Source organism: Delftia sp. JD2 (assembly GCF_001682645.1).
GTDB classification, from domain to species: domain Bacteria; phylum Pseudomonadota; class Gammaproteobacteria; order Burkholderiales; family Burkholderiaceae_C; genus Comamonas; species Comamonas acidovorans.
Genome location: NZ_LFJT01000003.1, coordinates 166,528 through 190,737 on the forward strand (window position 1 = coordinate 166,528; position 24,210 = coordinate 190,737).

General features: G+C 55.3%; 17 protein-coding genes and 1 pseudogene. 6 read left to right on the forward strand and 12 right to left on the reverse strand.

What is annotated here, in order from left to right; all coding sequences use genetic code 11:
* Window positions 1-8: 8 nt before the first annotated feature.
* Window positions 9-206: pseudogene (locus ACM14_RS32705) on the forward strand (helix-turn-helix domain-containing protein); the annotation flags it as partial.
* A 36-nt stretch (window positions 207-242) separates the two neighbouring features.
* Entirely contained in the window at window positions 243-587 is a 345-nt protein-coding gene (locus tag ACM14_RS30400) for a hypothetical protein (protein WP_065345262.1), read from the forward strand.
* Between the two features lie 2 nt (window positions 588-589).
* Here ACM14_RS30400 and ACM14_RS02930 read toward each other — a convergent pair whose 3' ends face one another.
* The 3 genes from ACM14_RS02930 to ACM14_RS02940 are packed head-to-tail and all read right to left on the reverse strand — an operon-like array spanning window position 590 to window position 5,064.
* Window positions 590-3,811, reverse strand: coding sequence for an ATP-binding protein (locus ACM14_RS02930; protein ID WP_065345263.1), 3,222 nt, complete (start codon window positions 3,809-3,811; stop codon window positions 590-592).
* A 21-nt stretch (window positions 3,812-3,832) separates the two neighbouring features.
* Complete coding sequence (locus tag ACM14_RS02935) at window positions 3,833-4,705, reverse strand: hypothetical protein (RefSeq protein ID WP_065345264.1); 873 nt, start codon at window positions 4,703-4,705, stop codon at window positions 3,833-3,835.
* Window positions 4,706-4,707: 2 nt separating this feature from the next.
* Window positions 4,708-5,064, reverse strand: coding sequence for a hypothetical protein (locus ACM14_RS02940; protein WP_065345265.1), 357 nt, complete (start codon window positions 5,062-5,064; stop codon window positions 4,708-4,710).
* Window positions 5,065-5,284: 220 nt separating this feature from the next.
* Between ACM14_RS02940 and ACM14_RS02945 the strand changes: the two genes are divergently transcribed.
* Genes ACM14_RS02945 through ACM14_RS02955 form a run of 3 tightly spaced genes read left to right on the forward strand, consistent with a single transcriptional unit; the run spans window position 5,285 to window position 8,284 of the window.
* Complete coding sequence (locus ACM14_RS02945) at window positions 5,285-6,547, forward strand: GspE/PulE family protein (protein ID WP_084027282.1); 1,263 nt, start codon at window positions 5,285-5,287, stop codon at window positions 6,545-6,547.
* Window positions 6,544-7,281 carry a hypothetical protein gene (locus tag ACM14_RS02950; RefSeq protein ID WP_139093352.1) on the forward strand — a complete coding sequence of 246 codons (738 nt, stop codon included), beginning with the start codon at window positions 6,544-6,546 and terminating at the stop codon, window positions 7,279-7,281. The genes ACM14_RS02945 and ACM14_RS02950 overlap by 4 nt, the downstream gene beginning before the upstream one ends.
* Window positions 7,271-8,284, forward strand: a complete 1,014-nt coding sequence (locus tag ACM14_RS02955; protein ID WP_065345268.1) for a hypothetical protein — start codon at window positions 7,271-7,273, stop codon at window positions 8,282-8,284. The genes ACM14_RS02950 and ACM14_RS02955 overlap by 11 nt, the downstream gene beginning before the upstream one ends.
* Before the next feature lie 71 nt (window positions 8,285-8,355).
* Here the strand turns inward: ACM14_RS02955 and ACM14_RS02960 are convergent, their stop codons facing one another.
* From ACM14_RS02960 to ACM14_RS02975, 4 genes are all read right to left on the reverse strand, one after another.
* The gene (locus ACM14_RS02960; protein ID WP_065345269.1) at window positions 8,356-8,682 is read right to left on the reverse strand and encodes a hypothetical protein; all 327 of its coding nucleotides are present in this window, start codon (window positions 8,680-8,682) and stop codon (window positions 8,356-8,358) included.
* Window positions 8,683-8,880: 198 nt separating this feature from the next.
* Window positions 8,881-9,615 carry a DsbC family protein gene (locus tag ACM14_RS02965; RefSeq protein ID WP_065345270.1) on the reverse strand — a complete coding sequence of 245 codons (735 nt, stop codon included), beginning with the start codon at window positions 9,613-9,615 and terminating at the stop codon, window positions 8,881-8,883.
* A 570-nt stretch (window positions 9,616-10,185) separates the two neighbouring features.
* Entirely contained in the window at window positions 10,186-11,070 is an 885-nt protein-coding gene (locus tag ACM14_RS02970; protein ID WP_139093353.1) for a hypothetical protein, read from the reverse strand.
* Window positions 11,024-11,941, reverse strand: a complete 918-nt coding sequence (locus tag ACM14_RS02975) for a tetratricopeptide repeat protein (protein WP_065345272.1) — start codon at window positions 11,939-11,941, stop codon at window positions 11,024-11,026. The genes ACM14_RS02970 and ACM14_RS02975 overlap by 47 nt, the downstream gene beginning before the upstream one ends.
* Before the next feature lie 227 nt (window positions 11,942-12,168).
* Between ACM14_RS02975 and ACM14_RS31310 the strand changes: the two genes are divergently transcribed.
* Window positions 12,169-12,393: a hypothetical protein gene (locus ACM14_RS31310; protein ID WP_139093354.1), complete on the forward strand. Its 225-nt coding sequence runs from the start codon at window positions 12,169-12,171 to the stop codon at window positions 12,391-12,393.
* A gap of 26 nt (window positions 12,394-12,419) precedes the next feature.
* On the opposite strand, the gene ACM14_RS30405 is transcribed toward ACM14_RS31310, so the two are convergent.
* From ACM14_RS30405 to traN, 5 genes are all read right to left on the reverse strand, one after another.
* Window positions 12,420-16,280, reverse strand: coding sequence for a conjugal transfer protein TraG N-terminal domain-containing protein (locus ACM14_RS30405; protein ID WP_084027293.1), 3,861 nt, complete (start codon window positions 16,278-16,280; stop codon window positions 12,420-12,422).
* Window positions 16,281-16,288: 8 nt separating this feature from the next.
* Window positions 16,289-17,791: a conjugal transfer protein TraH gene (locus tag ACM14_RS30410; protein WP_074924355.1), complete on the reverse strand. Its 1,503-nt coding sequence runs from the start codon at window positions 17,789-17,791 to the stop codon at window positions 16,289-16,291.
* Between the two features lies 1 nt (window position 17,792).
* On the reverse strand, window positions 17,793-18,746 hold the full coding sequence (traF, locus tag ACM14_RS02985; protein ID WP_217491951.1) for a conjugal transfer protein TraF: 954 nt from the start codon (window positions 18,744-18,746) through the stop codon (window positions 17,793-17,795).
* 2 nt (window positions 18,747-18,748) lie between these two features.
* Entirely contained in the window at window positions 18,749-19,720 is a 972-nt protein-coding gene (locus tag ACM14_RS02990; protein ID WP_139093355.1) for a hypothetical protein, read from the reverse strand.
* Window positions 19,721-20,286: 566 nt separating this feature from the next.
* Window positions 20,287-24,207 (reverse strand): conjugal transfer protein TraN, encoded by a 3,921-nt coding sequence (gene traN / locus ACM14_RS02995; RefSeq protein WP_065345299.1) that lies wholly within the window; start codon window positions 24,205-24,207, stop codon window positions 20,287-20,289.
* Window positions 24,208-24,210: the final 3 nt, after the last annotated feature.

The following is a 24,210-nucleotide window of genomic DNA, read 5'->3' on the forward strand; positions in this document are numbered from 1 at the left end:
TAAAAAAGATGCAAAAAAGTAACTTTCCTGGGTCACATGAAGCGGACCCTAGTGAAGCTCCAAATTTCGGCTCCATAGCGATCGGCGAGCGCCTTCGCGCTTGGCGAAGGAGCATGAGGCTCACACAGAATGATCTCGCTACACAGCTGGATGTGAACAAAGCAACCCTTCGCAGATATGAATTAGGACTTAACGCGCTCACAACTTCGCACCTAACCCTCCTCTATTCACATGGCGTCAATATGAACTGGCTGCTCACCGGCGAAGGGGGCATGCTGAGAGCGGACAGTCCCCTCCCCCTTGAGGTCAGCCCTGCGGAGAAGAAAATCAATGAGCTCGCCGAAGCCCTGCGCAAACTGCGCGAGGAAGCTCCAGAGAAGTTTGACCTCCTCACAAAGGGCTTTGTGCTGCGTTGTAGGGAGGCGCTTCACCTGGCCATCCTAGAGGCCCGTTATGGCAAAAAGACGGGCTGGGATGACATCGTGAAACCAGGTGTCGGAATGGACAGTCCGGCTGATGCGAGCATCGCCGACATCCTTTCAGTGCCCGTGCCGTCTTCAAAGGACGCGGACCCGTCGGAAGAGTAGCGCTAGCGGCACACGTTGATGTCCGCCGTGTTGAGGACAGGCAGGCTATCGGCCAGTACTGAAAAATAGTTTTGCCTCTGCCAAAGACTGCGGTCACCGATCACGTATAGGCGCTTCTTCGCCCGCGAGTTGGCGACGTTCAGTAGATTGGGCTTACTTGCAGCCCAAGCCTGCGCCCCCGGCAGGCGCGGGTCCCCACCCAGCACAAGTATGACCACATCCGCTTCTTTCCCTTGTGCCGTATGTACCGTGCCCACCTTGCCGCCGTCAACGCTCATCTCGCGCGCGACGCGGCGAAGGTTCTGTGCGCAATCTCGGAAAGGAGAAATCATCGCAATCTCATTTGCATGGGCTCCGTTGCCGAGGATGCCCGCAACCAGTTTACGCAAGCAGGCCTCTTCTTCGACGATCCAATGGCCCGCCGCAACCACGCCCTGCACATCAAGCCATCCACTGGGTGGCAAGTTGTTTGGGGTGCCGCCAAGCTTGCCATGGACCATCATGCCGCCGTAGGCAATTGTGTTGCTGACCGTGAACATTGGCTCATCGCAGCGACGGTGAAGTCGCAAGGGGCATCCGACCCAGATCTTCTCGCCAGCTTCATCAGGAATGAAAGTGCCAAGACGTGCAGAGCGATCAGCCAAACTCTGAGCTGATACGCGGCTGGGGAGCCACCCGTCTTCGACCTTCAGCGTTTTTGCGAGCATGTCTTCCACCTCCACTGGTATGGTGGAGACGGGCTCAAGCTGGCGGGGATCACCCACGATGACAGTGCGGCGCGCACGCCAGATCGCACAAGCGGCATGCGATGGAGCGGCCTGCCCCGCCTCATCGATCAGCAGCCATCCGATTGCCTGGCCACCAACGCTGGCGAACATGCGCGGCATCGACGCGAAAGTGGTGGAAATCACAGGTACAACAAGACACAGCGAGTCCAGCGCCAGCTTAGCCAGGTCCTGCGGCATAGGCTTGCCATTCAACCAATCGCTTGCGAGCCCAAGGTTGGCGATCATCTGCGTAGGGTGCGACTCGATGAAGGCACGGTGAACGTCCAGGGCAGCCAGGAACACCTCTTCACGGGCTTTCAGCCATGCCGGGTGGGCCCAGGGCGAGGAATGCTCACGCTGCGATGGATCGACGTTGATCATCGGCCAGTTGGAGCCCAACTCGCTGATCGCCGCGCGCAGCTTGAATTCGTGTGTTTCCAAGTTGGCCTCGGCTGCATCAATCGCTTCTGCCAGCAGATTCTGTCGCTTGGTAAGTGCTTCGATGTGTGCGTTGAGTTGCTCCATTTCAGAAGTGATCGCATCGAGTGCGGCTTGCTTGGCGATGGCAGCTTGGCGTGCTGCATGGCTTTCCTTAAGAAGCGCCTGGTTTCTCTCACCCCATTCCCGGGCTGCCAGCCCCAACGTCGCCATCCAAGCGAGTGCACCGGGCTTAGTCAGGGAATGGAGTTTCTGAGCCGTTTCTGCCCGGTTGACCGCCTCTACCGCAGCCCACAGGTCTTTTGTAGCGAGGCTGGATTGAACTCGTAGAGCCTGGGACACCGACTCCCGCTCGTAAAGCTGCTCCTCAATGTGAGTCAGTGCCGCTTGGTCACTGTTCCGTCGAAGCGTGATGTGGGCAACATGCTCAGGTAACTTTGACAGCGCCAGCATCTTGGCGCGAATTTGCTCTTCGCATTCCACAGCTTCCTTGAACTTTGCGGCAGCGTCATCCCAGGAAATGCGCGGCGACAACACACCTTGTTGAATGGAGCGCAGCAGCTCGCGCAAGCCGGGTGCCTTTTCGGAGTCAGGATCTGCGGAACGACTCTCGCCCCACCAGAAGCGGCTCAGGAACTCGCTGCGGTTCGAGCGCTTACCGAGGGGCGCGGCTATCAGACCCCATGCGGGCTTACCGATGATTCTCGACGCAATCTCGGGGAAGTACGACGGGTTGACTCGTTGAGACACGGCCTGGGCGCCCGGGAGCTCAAGAGACACGTTCTCGACGGCCCCGTTGTTGCTGGACGCTACGACGATCGAGGAGCCCTGAAGGCACTCGTGCATCTTGTAGAAGGGTAGCGACACCCCGGATAGTTTGAAGACCTGCTTGTCCGTGAACTTCCGCGTACGCGACTTGACCATCTGCATGGCTCGCTGGGTTACGACTGACGCTACCACGTCTCGCAACAGCGTCGTCTTACCGGTACCAGGCGGCCCGTTAACCGCGAACAGCCCAGCGTCATCGCCCAGCGTTGAGACGGCTTCGTTCACTGCCAGCTGCTGGCTGAAGACCAAGGCGTGGTCCGAGGGCCACCTACCAACGGGGATCCTGTCCGGGCGGATGCGGTCGAGCACTACCTCGACACAGTCCTCATCACGCACATCAACTCGATCAACTTCGAAATTACCTGTGCCAGCCGCAATGAACTGACTCAGCCCCTTTCCTGCTTTGCCCGTAGAGAAGGCAGCCTCCGCACGACCGAGGTCCTCCACAAAGAAACTTGTAAGAATGTCCGGGGCACTGGGCTTGGCGGAGGAGTCGATGTCTTGCGTTGCTACCTTGACGCGCACAGAACGAACACGCAGCGGAGCCCGCTTGTCGAAAGCGATCAAAGGGATGCCCAGACGCTCAGCCACCTCATGAGCGAGTTGCGCAAGCCAAGCCACTCCAGCAGGGCGCGCTTCCTCTCGCATGCATTCGACCTGGTCCGCTACCAGTTGCATCAGCGCCATCGAGAGCATGTCAAAGCCCGCATAGCCACTTCGAACCTCTGGAAGCGTGTTGCCTGGCACCGGAAGTCCCTCAAGCCGCGACACCCCGCCACTTAAGAGACTCTCGACATCTCCCCGCTCGCGGATCAGCAGGCCGCTCGCCCAGGCGGCTAGCGAAAGTGCGAATGTATGTGCGATGGGGTATCCATTGCTGTCCATCGCCAGATCGAAAAGGCGTGACCGAGCTCCCAATCGCTCCTGCCATGGGAGTTCAGGCATGGACGCAGCCGACACGAGAAGGCGCGAGACTTCATCGACGGAGTAGATGCCGCACTGAGCGATGTACTGCCAGCGCCATCCGGCCTCGATCCGCTTGCGCTGGTGAGCGACATCCTCCCAAGGCATCACACTATCAATCGCCAGCCCGTACACGGGGGAAATCGGATCAGCTGCGTCGATGCGGGCCGCTTCAGCGGGCGTCAGGGCCTCGACCGTCTGCCACAGTTGAAAAATCGAATTTTTCATGATGCACCTTAGGCTCGATGCCTATTTACGAGACAGGTGGAGATGCCCTTTTACGAGGCCCTGCCCAACCATGTAATCAGGAAGCACGATCAGCGGCTCATAGGGTGACAGGCGAATGACCGTCGCGACGATCAGCCCCACGGAGTCTCTCCGAACTACAAGCAGCACACCCGCATCTTGGAAATGGAGGTAGTGGCAATCTTTGCCGTACTTGGCTTCAAACTTCGCCTTCACCTTCGGAAGCAATTCAGCGCGGACAAGGCTGGGATTGGGAAAGATGCGTGCGAACCAGCGCCAAGCAGCGGTCCATCGTGCGTCCGCCACGCTGCTTAAATCCGATTCATCGAGCTTGTCGCGCTTCTGGTCGATCCGTGCGACGTATCGATGCATGGCGTGCCGCGACAGCGAGACAGACTCGCCCAACAAAGGGCAGTCGATGGTGATACGGTCGAACTGCCTACCAAGGTCTTCTACTTCTTCACAAGGCACAACGGACTTCGGCGTCATTTCTGGCCAGCGAGCAACCTCTACAGTCGCCTCAAAGTATTTGGTCGCGAGGAAGGTGGCCGCATTGGCAACAGCTGCCTTGTCAGTCTTTCCGGACATGGTTTTCTTCAAGGCGTTCTTCGCGAGCGCCTTTCGGATGGCGCCGCTTGAAACGCAAAGCTTGACGCCATTTCCGAGCCGCCTTTCGCCGTGCACATGCTTGTGCTCAAGCAAGTAGTACAGCCCCTTAAGTTCTGCCAGGGCCCCGCGATCATCCTTATGGTAGGCATCGACCTCAAAGCTCAGGGAGCCGACCGTAGGTTGGGCCGCACCGTGCGGCAACCACTGCCACTCCACCAGGAATGCACCAGTGGCGCGTTCGCTGACGCGCGTGAAAAGCTTGTCCATGCTCACCGCCCGCGCTTGATAAGAGAGGTGATTCGATCCCGAAAGCGCGGCATCAACTTAGGTGCTTCGGCAAAGCCAAAGGGCCGTCCGGCATTGATCGCTCCTGCATCGTCCAAAGCGTGGAAGTGCTCCATCTGCGCTTCAGCCTTCTCGCGGATGAGCAGCTTCAAAAGCTCGGCAAGCTGGCCCCCCAGCTCGGAGTCCTCCATGTAGAGATGGCGAGCATTTAGGTTCGAGGCAACTTCCACACATTGCGAGATACGGTCCATGCGCTCGAAGCGGCGGATCTGCGCGGGCGGGAGGATCTTCCCAAGGATCTCAAGGGATTCCGGCTTCGTGCCGGGCAGGTGAGGCGACATGGATGCTCCAAACCCCGGAGGGCAAACGCTTGTGGCTCGCTGCCCGGATGAACAGCTCCCGCAAGACAGTTCCAATTTTGGACGAATTGCAGAGAATTGCAATACTTAATTGCACATTTACGCCAATTAAATAGAACACCTAGAAGCGCACGCAGAGGTGTAACAATTATTGACACAAAGCAATTTTTTATCGGACAATTACGCGTCAATTTAAGAATCTATGAACGCTAATTCTTCATCCGAACAAGTCGCGATGCAGGTGACCAGTGGGCCTGCTGCGGAATTCATTTCAACCAGTTCCAAGGACGCGCCCGTAGCCACCTACATGAACGATCTGTTCAGGGAAGCTGCTCGTCGCGGAGCCAGCGATGTGCACTTCGACGACCAAGAATCAGATTGTCTCGTCCGCTTTAGGTTGAGGGGAGAACTTCAAGAGGAAGGCCGCCTCACTCTCGCCATCGGGCGTGAGGTGGACCGGAAGATTCGTTCCAGGTGTCGCTTTTCTTTGATCGAAACGCAAGCCCCCCAGGACGGAAAATTCGAGATGAGCGTTGACGGCCGCAACGTTGAATTTCGCGTCAGCATCCTTCCCCTGGCGCGGGGGCAGTCCATCGTCTGCCGCCTGCTCGACAAGAGTGAAAACCTGACCCCCCTAAGCAAAATGGAGATGCCAGCGGACATTCACGCGGCACTTCAGCGCGTCATAAGCCAGCCTCAAGGTATGTTGATGGTCACCGGACCAACAGGGTCGGGAAAGACGACCACGCTTTATGGCGTGTTGCTCCAGCTGATCAAACCGGCCGTCAAGATCATCACTATCGAGGACCCGGTCGAGTACCGCATCGAGGGACTCACGCAGGCTCAGGTGAACCCGAAGCTGACATTTGCCAAGGCATTGAAGGCGATGTTGCGGCAAGACCCGGACGTAATCCTGGTGGGCGAAATACGCGATGACGAGACTGCAGGTATTGCTGCTCAGTCTGCCCTTACCGGTCACCTCGTTCTGACGACTCTCCATACCAACTCGGCGCTCATGACACTCAGCCGCATGTTGGATCTGAAAGTGGACCCCAACGTCCTGGCTGCATCGATGGGCGGAATCTTGGCTCAGCGCCTAGTCCGAAGGCTCTGCCAGCACTGCCGGCTCGCGGCCCCGCTGACTCATGAAGTGGCTAAGCTCATCGAAAAATCGGGCGTGCCCGCCGAGACGATTTCCGCCCACTCCTCCTTGTACACACATAACCCCCACGGTTGCGAGCATTGCAAGAGCGGATGGAGTGGTCGCAAGGGCATCTATGAACTGTTGCTGCCCACGCAGGCTGTGCGGCTGGCGATCGAAGAGTCCAGCCTGAAGGATCTCGCCCGCGCCGCCGAGACGCAGCCGCAGTATCGGACATTGCTCCATGACGCGATGCTCAACGTGCTCAGTGGTGACACCTCCTTGGCAGAGGCCCTGGATGTCACCGGACGCGAAGTTCTTTGAACCCCTTGCTCAATATGACACTCCTCACAGAACGGCGACAAGCTCTCGCCACCCTTGCAGGCATCACCGCAAGCCTTGCACTCCCGTCAAAAGCAGCCGATTTGCCGGCGAAGGCCGGAACGCCTGTAACCGACGCTGGCGAGATGAAGCCGTACGAGGTTCTGAACCCTCCTATCAAGGGTGACTTGACCCGGGTTCGTCTGCTCTTTTCGTACGACTGTCCCTTCTGCCGCAACTATCACAATGGCCTGGTGCAATGGGGAGCAACCCTTCCAAAGCCTCTCAGCTTCGAGGCCACCCCGTTGATCACCAGCGAAGGCGAAAACGCATTTAACGCGGTGCTGGGCCGACTGATCACGCAAGACGTTGCGCCGCAAGCCATACAAACTTACGACTACCTCATGTACATGAAGCTGCAGGGTGATCCCGAGTTGGGAACGCCCCCATCAGGCAGGCTCACAGTTACTGACGTGCTGCGCACAATCGTCCAAGCAGGCGGTGAGGGCAAGGCAGTCCAGGCGTACCTGAAGGGGCGCGGCCGGGGCGTCGAGAACCGCGTTTCGAGCCACGCTCGACTCGTGCGGACGTACAAGCTCACCTCCACTCCTTCTGTTGCGCTGGCGGGGCGTTTCGTCGTGACGCCCGACAACGCGCAGGGCAATCCCCAGCAGTTTCTCCTCCTGCTCAACGGAATGGTGAGCCGCATCATTCAAGGGGCTGGACATGCGCTTTAAACGGCTCATCCTATCCGCATCGATCATCGGCCTGTGCGCCCATCTAAGCGCTCACGCGGTTGACTTTGGAGGTCTCCTGAAAAATGGCAAGCCCAAGGGACAAGACGCAGCAGCCGCTCCTGCGGCCCTTGATGCTCCTAGCGTCCTGCGCTCGGAACCAATCGATTCCAAGAGCAAGGACCTCCCTGACTGGCTAAAGGACAGTAAGAGGTTGCAGGACATGCTGGGCGCGGATGCGAACTACAGGGTCGAAAACCCGAAGGTGATCCGCCGTGTAGAGGCACCATTCCCTGGTCTGGAGGGCTATGTGGTTGAGGCCACGAGCTTTTCTGATGCGACACCTGAAGGGAAAAAAGAGCTCTACGTCTTCTACACGGACAAGTCCAAGCGGTACCTCATGGTCGGAATGATGATCGACATGCAGAAGAACCGCGATGTGAACGTGGACACGGAGCGCTTCGTTCGTGGTGAGCTTGCCGACAATCCAGCCAAGGCTCTGCGGCCACAGGACATGCACGCCATTGTTGTGCCAGGCGGCGCCGGTTCGGCTGTCAGCTTCGTGGTGGATTTGGGCAAACAGGCTGGGCGAGACAGCTTGCTCAACTTGGTGAGATTTCACCAAGCTCTGCGCCGCGAAGGCGCGGCGGTGCGCCCTCTGCGCCTGGTGCTTGTGTCCGCAGGACACGACGAGTTCGCCACGGCCGCAATGGCCATTGCCTACGGCGCGGAGACGATCAGCGGCACCGGGCTCGCTAAGGCCATGGAGTTTGCGGAGAAAGCACGAGATGTGGCTTGGCTCCAGCCCAAGTCTATGGGCAAGGACTCCGAAGTGAAGCGCATCCTAGGTACCGGGGTCTTCAAGATGGAGGACAACAGCACCCAGGCACTGCTCGCACGATTGGACACCCTGCCACTCGTTTACGACGGCGAGAAAGAACGGATGGTCAACGTCCCGCTTCCAGCAAGCCAAGCTGACTGGAAGAGACTGCTCACCAAGAAGTAACCGGCCGGCAAACCAAAAAAAAACGCCCCTGAGGTCGTCTCTCCGGGGCGTTCTTACTGGAGCTGGGCGAACTAGGCCGTACCGGCTCTGTGCTGGAACTGCTCGCTGCCCCAGTGCATGGTGTCACCGTAAGACAGGGCGCGTTCTTGCTCTGGATCGTGGGCGCCCCCGTTGTAAAGGTGCACGCCATACCAGTGGGAAATCAAGTTTCCGACGTATTCGGGGGACGAGAGCTTGAAAAAGTCCGGGTTGATGTTGGAGGTCGCGCACAGACGCTCGATCGCCTCCCAGTTGAACCGCACCAGCCCATCATCGTCAAGACGGAGTTCCAAGTCCGAGAACTGCAGATCCTCGGGAATCGTGAAAACCAATTCTTTCGTGGCAACTTTTTTGCTCATCCACGAAATTCTCCCTTCAAATTTTGCAGAAGTAAAGTTTCAAGCAAAGCCGAACACATGATGTCAACTCCATTTTCATCTCGTGAAACGCTTTTACTCACCAGCCGGAACCAAAAAAAGACGCCCCAAAAAGGGGCGGCGAAGGCGCTGTCACAAGGGAGGGAGGGAGGATAAAAGGACAGCGCAGACAGATGATACTCAGCTTCCCTGCTGGATGGCCCGTAGAAGCTCAGGCGCAGGCATGTAGCCAGACGACGCGTAGCCAGTGTTCGTCACGATGTGTGGAGTCCCCTTCAAACCAACCTGGTTGGCGGCGCGAGCAATGCGCTCAAGTCCTTGTGCCTGGTCGCAATCAGCGCCAGAGGAATTCAAGGAAGGGTTCGCGAAGAACCGCATAAGGGCAGTCTTCTTGTCTGCGGCGCAGAGAACCTCCGAAAGTTGGCGCGAGGTCAAGGTTCCTTCACCGGAACGGGCATAGAGCGCGTAGCGCACCGTTACACCCAACTCGTTCAGCTTGGGGATTTCGTCATGCAGACGGTGGCAGTACGGACAGGAGGGATCTGTGAACACCGTGATCACCTGCTTCTCCGGGCCCGAGGCCTTGTAGACGATCAGGCTTGCGGGATCCAAGTCCTGCAGCGCCTTTGCGCGTTGCGTGGAGAGCGTCCTTTCGGACAAATTTTTTCGGGCAGGGACGTTGAACATCGTCCCTTGGATCATGTGTACGCCGTCCAGAGTCACGTACGCCACGTCCCCTCCCGACACGACTTCGTAGAGGCCGGGGATGGCGCTCGGACTAAGCGAGTCGATAGTCAGGCCGGGCATCGACTTCATCAACTTCTGGGACAAGGCATCCGTCTCTGGGGAAGCGTGGCTCAGCGTGGCTGTAGCCATGAGCGTCAGCGCTGCAGCGATAAGTTTGCTAATCATCATTTCAATTATTGCTCCACTTTATTTGCAATCAAAATAGCTCTACATGAAACCCCATGAAAGCGAGCTTTTTTGCTTACTACACATCAATTTATTGCAATTACTTTATTGCTAATTAATTGCATTTTTTCAACGTCGGCTTTGATTGAAGGTCCTTGGAGTCCACCGGCCAAGTGCCAACGCTGCAACCGCTGAACACCCCATGGCTTGTGGCGACCTGTCCTCCAAGAGCGATGGCCCTGCACCTTGCAGCTTGAAGCTCTCGATCTCCAACACGTACGCGGCAGTGCCCAAATTGGGAAGAGCTGGGCGGCGGCCACCAGCTGCCTGCCGAGCACCTTCACCCGGTCCGCATCGCTCTAACCCTTTGACGAGCTCACACCGCAACACGGTCCTGCCGCCCCTTTCTACATTCGCCTTCGCACCAACATCGATCAGCTTCACCTTGGCCAGAACCAGCCCTCAGTCGGCATCAGCACCGCAGAATTTTCGATTCTTGGTTTTTGCCTGTGCCCCCCGGTTACAAATGATCTAGATCTCGCAATAAGCAGAGTTGTCCTATCTCGCTCCATGTCACCTATCGAGTATGTCGCCGAAGATGTGAATCGTGCTATCTACTGTTCGCAACCGTTTCAGAATAGTCTTGGTGGTGAACGTTGCCGTTGCGTAAGTTCCGTGCTGCGGCAAACGCACTTCGATAGCGAACCGCCCTATATCGAATAGCAATGTTTTGTCAGTTGCCTCGCTGTCAGGATCCCCCAGGAAATCCGGCTCAGCCAGGTTTCTGTAGCGGCCAGTCATCCTCTCAACCAAGGGTGTGAGATTCCTGTCCTTCCATCCGCGATTGACTCTGAAGACGACCATTTGAAGAATCTTTCGCTCATCGAAATCCAGCGTCAGCATCTGAAGGCCAGGCTCATTCAACATCCCCTCTGGCAAGGCCATGGAGAGGTTTATAAACATGCCTCCAGTCTCCGCCGACGTGCCTTCTTGGATAAGTAAAGCTCCCTGATATTGGCTCTTTAGCTGCTGAATCGGCGTCCGCACCTCATGAATAGTTGTCTCAGCCAACTTAAGCCATGGAAGCACAGGAATAGATTGGACGAAGTTATTTCGTGCAATCTGAGCATCAGTCGGTCTCGCTTGCGTAGCGCCACTTGCGAGCACAATGGCAAACACCATGGCAAGGCTGATGTTTCGCCGTGACAAAGCATCACGCGAACTGTCCACTGCGGTCTGCAACTTCAGCAGGATCTGCAGTGCTGCGCCCTTCAATTCCGCTAGGAACTGCCCCCCCCTAGATCGGTGCGGAATCACATGCATTCCAGTGCTGTACGATTTCAGGCCGCTTGCTAAACTTGCAATACCGAGCCAACTTGCAAAGACTGCGCAAACTTGGGCCATATAACAATTAATCATTTTTGAGCGCAGGGGAAGCAGAAAGTTGGATTCGTTCATCGCGCTTCATTTTGATTTCCTTGAGGAACTTCGCTGCTTGCTTATCACCATTTTTTGCGGCCAGGCTGAGGTAGTAGCTTGCTTCCCCAATGTCCACTGAAGCGCCCTTACCGGTCATCAACATCCAGCCATAGGCGGTCATCGAATCAACATGTCCGCCTTTCGCCGCTTCGTGATACCAATGCAGTGCTGCAAGATCATCCTGCTGCCCATGCAAACCGCGAACGAAGTAGTAAGCCATCGCGGACTTTGCCTCCGCGATGCCGTCCTTCGCTGCAAGCGAGTACCAATAGAATGCACGCTCATAGTCCTTCGGCAGACCAAGAGAACCTTTGTCATACACTTCGGCCAGAAAATACTTCGCCCGAGGGAGACTGGCTTCGATAGCCAGCGTAAGGAATGTCAACGCCTCACTGGCTCTACCTTCCATAGCGCGCCGTTCCGCCAGAAGTAACGCCGCTTCTGGATGCCCGCATCGGACGGCTCTTTCGGCTAGATCATCACCGTCATTGCGATGTCCGCGCGCATAAAAATCCTTGGCGGCGTGAAACATCGCATCGGCGTCGTGGTATTGCGAACCCATCCAATTCAACTGCCGAGCAGCGAAGGCGCTGCGCTCAACGCCTCGCCCCTTCTCTAGCATTGTCGCCAAGTACCGATAGGCCCCTCCACTACCTCTCGAAGCCTCTATGTTCATCGCACCATATGCCTTCCATGCTTTGCCCTCCTTGATGAACTCGTCCGCCCTCGCTGAAGCGCCCGGGGGCAGCTTTGACTCGCACGCATGGAGGAGCGACATGCCGCTAAGGAGGAAAACAGCGCTGACCTCCAGCAAGCGGCGGATTACCTTACGACTGATCTCGCGGGACATGGGCTGGCTCAAGAGTGACTATAGACTCGTATATGCTATCGACAAGGCAGGCCATTTTTGCCCCGAAAAGCTCGAAAAGAATGCACTTTTCACGGAAATTCCTCCTCGGTGATCACCCGATGCGAGCCCATGGAGCCAATTGCGCTAAATCTGGGCCATCCTGTTATTAATTAGCAGTTGCAATTAGATGCAACACCTCATATAATTATGCCAGAAAGGGGAAACAAATGATTCAGTTGAATTTTCTAGCGTTTCTTTTTGCTGCAGCTATAGCGATCTATTTTATCTTGCGCACCAACGCAAAAAAGATTAAATCTAATAAGGTATCAGATAGCCATAACGGCCATCCTGAAAATACTGATTTATTTGAAGAATCCATGAAAGATGTAATTAATCCAGAAAGGCAGTGGAATTCTTGTAATATTCATCACAGAAATCATGACGCAGAGTAGAAAGAGGCCCTCGAAAGGGCCTCTTCTTATTTAGGAGGAGCAATCGTTCTCTTTGCGTTTCCGCCTGGAGTCTGACCAGAAGGCGTGCCCGACGGCGATCCCTTTTCCGGCTTTGCAGGTACATCTTGGCCTGGAGCCATCCCGGGGCCACCTGAAGGCGAAGCCTGTCCAATAGAGGGAGGTGTTCCAAGAGTCGGGAGTGAGGTGCTGCCGGATTCTCTTGACACGTTCTGTACAACTGCGCTGCCCGCGCTAATGCCATTCGACGCTGATGCCGCCAACGAACCAGCTGCACTCAGCATGTTTACAGTTCCTCCGCTTATCGCGGACGCGGCAGGTGAGACGCCTCCAGAATCAGACTTTGGCACCGAGCTAACAGGAGCCGCTTGCCCGCTTGAAGGCTGCGCGCCTGCGCTCAGTGATGACGGTCCGGCGATTTCTTTTGAGATGGTCTGTATAACAGAGCTCCCCGCGTTAATTCCACTTGTTAATGACGTGGACAAAGCTCCCGCAGCACCCAGCATGTTCACGGTTCCGCTGTTTATGGCAGAGGCAGTTGGTGAAATGGTATGGCTGTCAGGACTAGCCTTTTTGCCCCCAGTTAGAAGATCCCCGTTTGAAGACGGCGTTCCTGGTCCCTGAATTGAAGACCCTACTATGTCTTTTCCAAGGTTTTTTGCAACGTCGGCTCCCGCGCTAGCACTGCCCGTAACTGACTCGGCGACCGAGCCTGCTGCATTTATCGCTTTACCAGTCGCACCGCTTACCGCCGAAGATACTGTACCAACACTCCCAGCGCCAGGTTTCACTCCGTATTCGGAAGGCTGAGATTTGTCGCTGATTGCATAGCTGGCACCATCGTTTGACGGTGCAAACTGCTGGCGCCCCGTAGCAGTATCAAGCTTATTGATTAGAGGCGAACCATCAGCCACATGCCTCTCAAACGCAACATTACCTTGGTGGCTTTCACCGACTGACTCCTTGCCTCTCGCCTCCACCGCGCCAGTCTGAGAAACAGTTTGCCCGTATATTCCACCTGCCGCTGCGCGACTTCCGGCAATCCTTTCGGACGCACTGGCTGTAATCTCGTTTTGGCGGGCCGGATTGAGCCCGGTTGCAACCGCTCCCTCAGTCTTGGCAATGACTGGCGTCATATTTGCTTGCATCCCTGCCAGTCCCCTTTCTACAGATGCTACGCGCTCAACGGCAGCAGCGGCTGCAGTAACTCCAGCTGAAACATCCGCGATATTGGCGGCAGTTGCCAACTTAGCCATCGCACTCAGGGCGGATAGTTTCTCCGAAGGGCTATTCGCTGATGAATTCATTGAGGACAAGGATTTCCAGGCTGCTGCACCAGCCATTTGATCTCTGCTCATGCCAGACCCGAATGCCTGCTCAAGTTGCTTATAGTTGTTTGCGAAAGAGCCAAGGAATCCTTGAAGTGCCTCGCCATTTAGCGAGCCGCCCAATGCATTCTGAATCTTCCCAAGCGCGTCAGCCTGATGTCGGGAATCGCTCCCGTTCTTACTCAGCTGAGTCTGGCCCCACTTATTTACAAAGTCAGATCCCTCGACCTTAGCTCCAGTCTTTGCCGAAGCGTCCATAGCAGCGGTCTTAGAAAGTTTATCCGCCTCATCTAATGCCTTAGTGCTAGACGCCAACTGAGTGAGGGTATTCCCTAGCTGAGTTGCCTTCTGTCCTATTTCCGACCATTGTGCGCCAGATTTTCCTGAGGATCCGGTGCTCGCGTTTTCACCAGTAGAGGCTGCATCACGAATCCCAGCCGAGGTACTGGTCTCCTTCCTGAGGCTCTGTAACTCGTCAAGTGCCGCCGTTTGCGTTGAACCGTGAGTAACTCCAGTTGATGCTTGGAGACCGACACTCGCAGAGACCCCACCAATGGCCCCAAGCACCTTACCTGGAAGCGAATCCTTAGTGTTTAAACCCGCTTGGATATTTCCAGACAAGGCTGCATTTCTCGCAGCACTATTCATGTGCCCAGTGCGTAAGTTGACTGACTGGCCATCGGAACTAAGCGTTCCAGTACCAGAGTCCCAGGTTACCGTGTGACCTTTGCTAGAAAGATAGCTTGCGACTTTTGCACCGTCGAGGTACTTACCACCAGATGCGATGAGGGAAGAAGTATCGTTCAGTGCCTGCGATTGCGATTGCTCGATCTTCTTGCGTGCGGCTGCCGATGTTTCAGATGAATAATTTGCTGAGCTTGCAACACCGCCGCCGAAATCTATGCTCCCCAGACCAGATAAATTCGCAGACGCATCGCCAAGCACTCCAACGGAATCGCCTGTCATACCTCCACGCATTGCGTTTTCGGATCCGGCAATTGCCGCGCGCTGCGCAAGAATAGGACTGCCAGCGGATCCTGCGCCGCCAACAAGAGGCGAGCCCTTCCCACCGCCAGAGCTTCCACCTGCGCCGCTTGCTTCTCCTGTAGCGCCACCACCACTCCCGCTAGGCACCGCTTTGCTGATCATGCTCGACATGGCAAACATCGAGCCAGTAAGTATCGCGAACATCAGGTATGGAGCATTCTGGATCATGTTCCCAGCTGCTATCGTCGATGTCATCGTCTGGCGCATCATCATCGCCATGTACGCAGGGGATAAAGGCTCGCCCAATGGAGGAATAGGCGCAGGAATACTCAGAATATCTCGCTGATACCAACTTGTAATGATTGCCATCATCGGAATCCAGCTTTGAGTCCACAGCCCAAATACGATATACGATACAGCCACCTTTACCCCACTTTGGGGATTAGCAGCAAGCATAAACATGACTATCGGCGTACTTGCAATGAATATAAAGAACAACACATCCATGAATTTTGGAGCTGTTGTACTTACCATCATGCTTTGGGAGGCCTCAGATTTTGCCCAATTGAACAAGCCCGAGTCTCTCATGATGGAAATCGGCTGATCAATTGGCGTATGGCCAACATACTTCAGCGAATCGGCCATTGAATATGTCATGATGTTGAAGACACTCCTGGTATCAATCCTTGAGGAGCTATCGGTCAACTTATTGATCATTCCCATGGCGGTATCATAGTCAATCGTCCCATCATCGCGAATGACTGCTTTGTTTTGCTTTATTTCTGCTTTGTTTGCGAGATTTTTTATTGTTTCAGTTACCTCATTACTGCTTCCATTGCCAACACTATCCTCATAGTTTCTAAGGTATGAGGCCGCTTCTGAGCAGGACGCAGCGCGTCCGCCGCCACCGCCCGTTACATACGGATTACCATCATCATAGATTACAGTACTTCCAGTCTCCGTCAGAGTTTCCGACAGTGCCTTCAAAACATAGCGCTGGTTAGCAAATTCGGCTTTAGACAAGCTAGGGCCTGAACAGTAGCGTACCGCAAGGCGCATTGTCTCAACTAGATTCTGAGAAAGGCAACCTAGCGGTTCAAGAGGGCAAGCTGCGAAGCTCATCAACACCCGTGCAGGCGAGAATGGGTGCACATCACCAGACACCGATAGATAGTCTCCATTAACGTTGACCATTACCTGCTCTATTCGATTGGTCATCATTAAGGCAAAGCTGCCGGCCAGCGTTGCGGGAAGCGCAATTGCATACGGCACGTTGTCCACGACCCGTGGCGGCGCCGAATTATCAAACTGTTCTATATTGACAGTCGTCTTAGGAAGAAAAACAACCCAAACTACAATTAGCTGAATCAATATTACATCGAGCCGCAAGCCTTTTTGGACGACAGTTTGGCCAAGAATGAAGAGGAGCGATATCAATAGCCCAGTCTTGACGATCGAACCAACCAATGACTCTTGACCGAAGAACATAGCCATCGACGTCATCGCACTTCCGATCACGACAGGATCGGAAATTGTATAGATAGTAAACGCCATATTCTTCCTTAGCGCTTGTCGCCAGAGCCGGACGCGCCACGCATTTGAGATGCAGTTAGCCGTTGATTTATGACCAACGAGTCGTATACAGCTTTGACCATAGAGTTCATCTTGTCGGCATCAGGCCGCATCTTCATGAGCGCCTCTTCTTTGATCTTCAACTCCGCAGCGTACCCATCTGGCATCATGGCTTTCGTTTGCTCAGTGAAGGCCGACTTTCCTATGGTAAGCAATTCGATGCCGAGCATATAGCCGAAGTAGTCTGGCAAATACTGAGCCACGATCAGGCCGATCTGTTCAGGTGCGCCTGGTATCTTCTGCGCTTCAAGCAAGAAATGCAGCAAAGGAAATGGTGTCATATCCAATATAGCCTGAGACCTCGCATCGAGCGATCCTGAAACAAGCGGCCTCTTATTGGCAAAAGAACCAACAATGGAGCTATCCGTCCAGTTACTTCTAATCTCAGGCCTGGTAGTTCCAAACAGCGCTTGATTGACAATATCCTCGACACCACCCCATTCGCTAATAGGAAGTTTCCTGCTGGAATCGATTTTTGTACATTCCTGACTTTCATTTATGCACGAGTAAATCCCGACTCCATCAGGACTAAATCTGCTGGCTTTGAGAACCTGGTCCCAATTGGCAATCTTCGAAGGGTATGTCTGCACCGGTTGATCACAGACCTCCGGATTCACACCTGGTCCGCAGCTCTCACCGGCCTCTGTTGCACGGTTTACAGTGGTACCAAACAAACCCATGATTATTTCAATTGCTTGCCTTTTTGTCATGAAGACCTGGAGGGTGTTAGCGCCTTTACCCATTGTCTCATTTGCAGCGCGCCACACGAAATTGCCCACATTCGGATTGTTATCTCGGGCTTGTGCATTTCCACCAGCCGTTGCTGCGTCCGAAGGCGTTTGACTTTGACGCTTACTTTCCCCGGAGACCCAGTCCGCAGTTAAGCTAAGCGCGCCAGATAGCGCCGTCCCCACTCTTGCAGCTTGCTCCTTCAGCTTAGGCTCAATCGAGCCAGAAACCATGGAGTTCGCAATGGCACATGTGTTTTTCGCCATTGAATTGAGTGTTTCCATTGCTTGTTGAAGGCGCGATAAAATCTCGTCACATGGATTGCACATCAATTTGATGGCGGCCTTTACGGCGAACCCTGTAGCATTCGCAGCGATAGAGCGCAAGAGCTGTTCAAACTGCGCACCATTTATAAATGAGAAGCTGCCAAAGAAGATATCGATTCCACCACACCCCGCGTCAATTCTGGGGGGTGCAAACTGGACAATGTTGATGCCTCTTCCGGGCGATCGTATAGATAGCGATCCGCCGTAAACCCCCATAAGGCGCTGCGATTTGTATGTTTGTGCATTTGTTGAAGTGGTCACAAACATGTCATTCATTGCTTCCTTTAGGCCCGCACTAGCCTCGGCAGGCATTAAGGCTGCCATTGCTGCAATTGTGATTGCGGTTACGGTAGCTCTGAACCTTCGAGCTTTTGCCATGTCAATACCTCTTTTGAATTTTTTCTTGCGCGCTGGGGACAATTGCTTTCGGATCCTTTTCAAGCGCGCGGCCAATTTCCTTGATGTCTTCGGTCGTCAGGATTCCTCGCTCCTCAGGGAACGCATCTTTACGTGCTTGCCCAGTAACCAGTCCAGCAACATCCCCGGCGATCAGAATCCGCTCTTCCAGCAAATCCTGAGACAGCATCCCTTGAGTAATCACGGTGATGTTGTCCGGCGGCGCCACCAGCGCGACGGCGGGCCTTACCTGTATCTTTAGGTGGCGGCCTTGGCCGTCATCCTTCCGAACGTCGCTTTTCCCCATGAGCCAACTTGGCCGCTCCCCATCGGGGGTGATGTAGATCACCTCAAATCCACGCTCTTTCGCTGTTCGTTCCACGATTGGGTATTGAAGCGAACAGAAATGGCACTTATCGTCTAGGAAGACCCACAAGCCGGCTTTTTTTGAGATCGCCTCCGTGGCCTTCCTCTTTTGTTCCAAGGACCACCGCTGGTAGCTACCTCGCATTGCACTGGAGAATGGTGAGCGTACTGACTCATCCAGAAGTGGATCCAGAAGCGATTGACGCTGAAAGGTCCGAGTGAAATTGCTTGCCTTATCCAGCATCACCCGCGTTGCATAGCGGTACGCCTGGACATTCTCGTCGGTAGGGTTGTCCACCGCATTGTTGAGCAGACGTGGGTACTCAGTCTGGAACCATTCCACCGATAGCGCTTCTGGCTTCTTAGGCTTGCCGATTTGAATAACTGCGGGCGCTTGCTTCTTCAGCTGCTGTGGGGCCTCCTCATTTTTGAGCGGCTCTTTCGGCTCTGGCTCGACCTGGTACCAGAACCAACCCTCTTCTGTCTTCTTGAAGGGATCTCCTGCTTGCTGCGCTTGAACTGCGGAAGCTGCAATAGTCGCTATTGCTACCGACAAAAGGATTGTTTTCATATTCACTCAGCGCACAGATCGACGAATTCGAGTTCGTTTTTAACGGCCATTGTGTTTCTATACCCTGCTTCAATAGCCTCTTCGAGACGCTTTTCCATCTCAGGCGAAAGCCTGCGCACCCGGGTTTTTAGCGCCCCTTCAAAATCCGCGATTTCACGAGCAGCACCCATCCTTGCAGCCATTCGCCAGTGGTACTGGGCCATGAAGCCGTCCTCGTCTGGAAGCCATCGGGCCGCGTAGATGTCTCCGGCCAAGAACATGATCTCGGGGGATTGCCACTTCCAGCGGTTCACCATCATCCGGATCTCTTGCATCACTACACCCTTTTCGGTAGTCGGGAGCTTTGGTATGGACTGGACCAGCAGGCGCATGTAGTGGTAAGCGCCAGGCACGTAGGCATTGCGAGCCGAGGTTCGGTAATGGATAAATGCCTTCTTGAGATCTGGCTTGCCTGCCGTGCCTGCCTCGTTGAGTAGGCCGGCAACATAATGTGAATATGAGCCGACCAACCCACGCGAATTCTGCGTGGCAGCGCCAGATTTCTGAAGCAAGTCCAAGATCAGGCGGGCATCACTTGCGCTTACGCCATTGGGGCTTCTTCGATAGAGCATCAGCGCACCATTCCAGCCCGCTTCTACCGAACGTGTGGCCTTAGAGTAAAGGCGGTATGCCAGCTCCTCGTTGCGCTCATAGCCATAGAGTCCCTTTCGCGCTACATCCCCTCGGGCGCGCAACATGGCCACGTCCTGATTCTTCAATCGCTGCGTGACCAATTCGACGGCCTTCTTCTGGGTTCGCGCGTCCGCCTTCGATGTGCTGGCCGCTTGACTGAGTAGGAGGCACGCAGTTAGCTTCGTTGTGTCCTGAGTAGATTCGCGGATGGCCGTGACCACTTGGTCAACATCGCCGGCAAAGCAATAGCCGGACAACAGCCCCACAAGAAGGCCCGCATTCATACGCATACGCAGACTCATGTCAGCAGCGCCTACGTGGGTCGTTGTTGGGCGCGATCGCCTGGATGCGCGCCTCGTCAGGCGGGGGAATCATTAGCGAGGATTGGGGGAGTGCCGTACCATCATCCTCGTCCCCGCCTGCCACCGCTCGGCGGGGCGAAACGCCGACGCGGTCCCGTGCTGAGGCGGGCGACCTGGGGGCCTTTCGATCCCGTGCATCGCCCGCGCGTTGGCCATCAGGCTTTGCTGCCCCAACAAGCACTAGCGCAACGATTGCCAATCCACCCACTGCCGCCATCAATGCTGCGCCAGAATCCATCTCGCAATCCCCCTTCGTAAGACGACAGGAGCTCCTCAAATGAGTGCCCCCTTGCGCGTCCTATCGTACGGAGTGAGACCAAGAAAAGTGGCCCGAAAAGCTACTGAAACAGAAGCTTTTCCAAGAAAAATTGGGGCGATCGAAAATCTGGAGCATGGCGTACCGTAGGCATTTCATCGCCCCCCGGGAGTTGGAAGCAACCGCCAAACCGATCTCCGGCCGTTGTTTCTAGGAGCCTTCTGCAGAATCCATCAACAGCTTATTCTAATTATGGCTTTGTATTGCACCCAGGATATACGAACGGCATTTTCTTCTTATTTGCGTCGTAGCAGTGCTCCTCAACTTCGTCCTTAAGAGCATGGGTGAAGCTTGTAGCCCTGTCCATAGTCGTTCCAAGGATCTCGGCAGACTTGACGGCTGGAACTCTATGGTCATACGCATTTTCTGTGTCTGGATTTCCGGCAATCGCCATAGATGGCTTGATCTTGTTCTGCGAGATACCGAAGTTTGTCGTCGGATCAGCGGGATTTAGAAGCCCCGCTTCAATCAATGTATCTGTCCATTCTGTCAAGTCAATCCTCGACCAGTCTATCGACGCTAACTCAAACGCGGTGAATCCTCCGCAATTTATGCTGCAGCCACCCAGTTGGCGCCCATCTTTTGTAGAGCGAAAGCCATAGGGGCGCTGACCCGTAAGGTTCTTGGAGACTATCTGTTCGCTAATCACTCGCGAGACAATCGATTTGTAGCAGCAATATAGCTGCCGCTTCTCGACGCAACCAATCAGAAAGACTTTCTTCGAACAACAGGAGCCGACATCGGTACATAAACGCCACTTGTCACTCATTCCCCATTCGAACTCCTCTTGCTTACAAGCGAAGATTATGTGGCCGATTAGTCGTGCGATTGAGTAAACCATCATCACTGTGCCTAATCCGTCAACCAAGTTCTGCATTCCAGGAGTTAGTTTGAGCGCACCGCCCGGTGCGGCCTGAAACACCATGCCGGAAAGTTCTTGACCACCGATTTTCATCAAGACGTCATTTAGACCTTTGTAGAGGAACTGTTGAAACTGTGTCATTAGCCCTTCAATCCCCAACCCTTTACTCACTTCCCCCACCCCCATGCTCGCCACCTCCGAAGTGGCTTCCGAGCCTATGAGGGTATCGAAAGAAGCGCGGAACGGTGCCACCAGGTTGTCAGTCACCCACGACGCCGCCGAGGAGTACAGGTTCGTCACTTCGGACGAGACATCACCGAATGTTCGAGCAATCGAGTTGTAGATGTCGCTGCTCGCCATCACATCCTGGACCACTTTCGTCCGGCCCAACTTGTTCAATGCGGACATCGCCTGCAGGTACTCCATCCAGCCGGGCGCTGATTTGGCCCCCTTTCTCGCTTCTTTGCAGCAATTTGGTGTGAGGCCGATCTGATGCCCAATCGGAATCTTGCAGTACATTGCCTTGCCACCAAAGATATATGGCGTGCACGCCTGATCCACGCTCTTTGGTGGCTCGCCCGTCTCTTCGCACACCATTTCATTGACCATTTGATTGATGGCCTCCATGCCCGAAGCAGCGCGAGCGAAATCTCCTTGATGCGAGCCAGTCAAGTTCGGCCGATGACACTCTGTCCCCAAGCAACGCATTGCACCCGAGCATGCATCGCCCTGCTCTTCCACCGAGACAGGGATTTTCAACTCTCGGGTAACGCCGCAGTCGTAGGCAATCGAGGGGTTGTAGCACTGCCCGGTGAAAATTCCTTTGAATCGGTTGTCGCACTCATCACGTGTTGTCGCCCGCTTGCATGAGGGGGAGCTTTCCAGCGGCACATCGTTGTCGTCCGTCGCCAGATTGCAGTCGGTTGCCCATTCCGCACCGTCCCGCATGAAGGTCTTCAGCCTGCTACTTACCTCCATCGTGGCACAGCTCGTGAACGATTCGGCGTTAGCCTGCCAGCACATCGGATCGTCAAGCAGCTTGAGTGGCGGCCCGTTCGGTGTTGGCTCCGCGCCTGATCCGTTGTCGTAGTCTGGTTGAACGACCGCTGATGCATCAGTGCCCCATTTTTTGAGCAACTCGACGATCCCTCGGTTCGGAAGGTTGGGCCCGAAAGTGACGTCGCCAACCGTCCGCGTTGGAGCAGTATCCGTGCAGGTCAGCTTTGCACCCTTGCAGAACCCGTCTGCGGCGTACTGCATGTAGCGCTCGCAGCCCGCGAAGCTGTTAATCGCAATGCTGTAGATCTTGGCCATTAGCCTGACTTCGTGCAGTGTGCCGTCCGCGAACACCGTGCCTGTCGGCATCCAGCTTGAGCCAGACACGCCATAGTCCGTGAAGTCTCCCGTTCCTCCAGCCTGTGCATAGACGCCATTGACCACGAAGAGCTTCGGGTCACCTCCCATGGGGGTATGGCGGTACTCTACATACTGGCCTTCGCTCGATCCGCGCGGATCGTCAGGCAGCTTTTCGGTGGTGCAGTTCTCCCCCGCTGGGCACGTAGCTGCCCCCATGATTGTGAAGTCGGTTCGCAGGGAGCCTGTCACGTTCATCGGATCTTTGCGGTAGGTAAATTGAGGGAAACCCTCCGCGTCCTTGACCTGCAGCTTCGTCACTGGGTCGATGATCGGCACCTTGACCTTGTTGAATGCCGTTACCGACATGAAGTTGTGCTCACCGACGTATGCCAGGCCGAAACTGCGTTTGACACCCTGACAACCTTGTGGAAACGGGTTCACAAGGGTCTCAGAGCACATCTGAATATCGGGATCTCCGTAGGTGCCACCCTGAATCACATCAATACGCGAAACCGAATCACGTCGGCATGAGCCGATCAGCTGCTTGGCCAGATCACTGTTCCCAGCATTGACGCCGCGTATAACGCCTGAGCGTAGATCGGCGTTCGCGGAGAAATCGTTACGGCTTGCATTGGCCGCAAGCTTGTCATTGAACTCTTTGCCGAAGCGATCCGGGCTTGGATTCGCGGCATCGTTGTACATGAGAACAATGTTCGCACCGTAGGCCCCTGGGCACCAACGTACGGGGTCACCACCAACAGATGGCACTTCGCATTGCTCGGGCGGGTCGGGGGGGCATGGCACGCCGTCCACGGGCTTTGAATACGTCACCTCCGATTGGTACAGATCAGCGGCGAGATACGCGGCTGAAACGCCGTAGGGAACCGCATATCCAGCAACTGGTTTCCAGCCATCAGATGGCGTTCCATAGCTCACAAGTCCAGGGTCGAGCACCCGTTCGATGGCTCCTCCACGTGAGACACCGAACCAGTGGTTGTATGTGAAGTAGTTGCGCCCCGTGGGCTCGGCGAAGGGTGTGTACGTGTAGCGGATCGCGAACGTCTCATCGACTTGGTCCCAGATAACGTTGGCCACGCCGCCAAGCGTTGCCCTCAGCATGTCCACCTTGCCGCGCTTGTACGTTGTGGGCTTTGTGATGAACTGATGATCGACTGGGCTAGTGTTCGGAATAGCCACCTTCTCGATGTCGAAGAACTCGACCTTGAGAATACGATGTTCAGGCGATGTAGGAGCCAGATCGATGTTCTGTCGCGACTTCAGCGCGAACTGAGTTCGACGGCAACCGTCTCTTCGGAGGTTTCGCCTGTTTTGCTCGGCGATGGACTCCATCTTTTCTGGGTTGTTGTACATCTGGGCGCCGATCTCATGCATCTCGGCCACCTTTTGGTCGCTGAACCCCGGCATCATCTCGTTCAAATTGGCGCGATGGTTTGTTGTCTGGTTGACGCCCGGTTCGGCCCTCTTTGTTTCCAGCGTGTTTTGATGGAAATCCATGCGCTGGTAGTTTTCTTGCGCTACCGAGTTCGCCGACTGGGCGCTGCGCACCATGTCTTCACGCGTCCGCTGTGTCACACGATCTGCTTGCTTTGCCGCGCGCTCTGCGTCGCCCGGGTCTGCGACCATCTTCGGTGTCCGCACCGGGGCCGACGTGTCCTCGGTCAAGTTTGGAGACCTTAGCGCCGCTCCAGTTTGATACTGGCTACGCATGAGCTTCGACGCACGCTGGTTGATCAGCTGGTTCGCGGTCCCCTCATCCTGGGTGCGCGCCGTCGCGGCCCACTCATTCTGCGCTGCCGTAGAAGGCGCGGGCAGCGCCTGAGCGTAGGTGAGTACGGAAGTGGTAGGCATCACTACCAAGGCCCACGTGAGCATGAA